Source organism: Streptomyces sp. NPDC004658 (assembly GCF_040609555.1).
Lineage (GTDB): Bacteria > Actinomycetota > Actinomycetes > Streptomycetales > Streptomycetaceae > Streptomyces.
In genome coordinates this window covers 1-1,126 of sequence record NZ_JBEXKG010000424.1, presented here as the reverse complement: position 1 = coordinate 1,126, position 1,126 = coordinate 1, and the positions used below count along the sequence as shown (strand labels likewise).

The 1,126-nt window shown below is 71.1% G+C and carries 1 protein-coding gene and 1 pseudogene; both read right to left on the bottom strand.

The window, feature by feature from the left end; all coding sequences use genetic code 11:
- Positions 1-373: pseudogene (locus ABZV94_RS41855) on the bottom strand (glycoside hydrolase family 2 protein); the annotation flags it as partial.
- A 53-nt stretch (positions 374-426) separates the two neighbouring features.
- The coding region (locus ABZV94_RS41850) for an ATP-binding cassette domain-containing protein (RefSeq protein ID WP_356350380.1) at positions 427-1,126 on the bottom strand (700 nt) is incomplete at its 5' end.

Sequence of the window (1,126 nt, the reverse complement as noted above, 5' to 3'; positions counted from 1 at the left end):
GGTCTCCGGTAACGGCGCGTACCGCCTCGGCCTCCGCGTAGGCGGAGGCGAAGTTCACCTCCAGCCGGCCGGTCAGGCCCGTGACGTCGAATCGGTAGGTGCGGTGCATGTTCCGCGTCGTCCCGACCTCCCGGCCGTCGAGAGCGATCCGGGCAGCGGTGTCCAGGCCCTCGAAGACGAGGTCGGTGCGCTCGTGCCGGCTGTCGTGGGAAACGTCGGTGGCATAGGTCCACGAGCGCCGGCCGACCCAGGCGACCTCGGTCTCGTTGAGCTCGAGGAAGGGGTCCGGGATGACTCCGGCGGCAAGCAGGTCGGTGTGGACGCAGCCGGGCACGGTGGCGGGGACGCCTCCTGTGGGGAGCCCGAGGGGCACGGGGCTGTCCGCGGTGAGCGTCCAGCCTTCGTGCAGGGGCAGGTGGCGAAGGGTCACGCGGAGGTCCTTCCGCAGTCGGGGAGCTGGGCGCAGGCGACGAAGTGGTCCGGCTCGGTCTCGTACAGGTCGGTGTCCGGCGAACCCGCCTCGTGGAAGGCGCAGCCTTCCAGCGGTTCGGCCTCGGTCCACGGGGTGTTGAGGCGGGGCACGGCGGCCAGCAGGGTGCGGGTGTACGGGTGGAGCGGGTTGCCGAACACCTTCTGGGTGTCGCCGCGTTCGACGACCCGGCCGCGGCGCAGGACCACGGTCTTCTCCGCCAGGTAGGTGCCGAGCGCCAGGTCGTGGGTGATGTAGAGGACGCCGAGGCCGCGCTCCTTGAGGACGGCCAGGAGGTTGAGGACGTCGATGCGGGTGGAGGCGTCGAGCATGCTGGTGATCTCGTCGGCGACCAGGAAACTCAGGTCGAGCAGGAGCGCGCGGGCGATGAGGAGGCGTTGCAACTGGCCGCCGCTGAGCTGGTGCGGGTAGCGGCCCAGCACCTGTCCGGGGTCCAGGCGCACGTCGCGTACGGCCTTCTCGACGCGGCCCGCCCATTCCTTGTCGGAGACGCCGGGGTGGTAGGCGCGGCGGATCAGGTCGAAGACGCGGTCGGCCCGGAAGACCGGGTTGTAGCAGGAGAAGGGGTCCTGGAAGACGCCCTGGACGCGGCGGTAGAAGTCCTTTCCGGGGCGGACGGGGCGGCCGTCCAGGGTG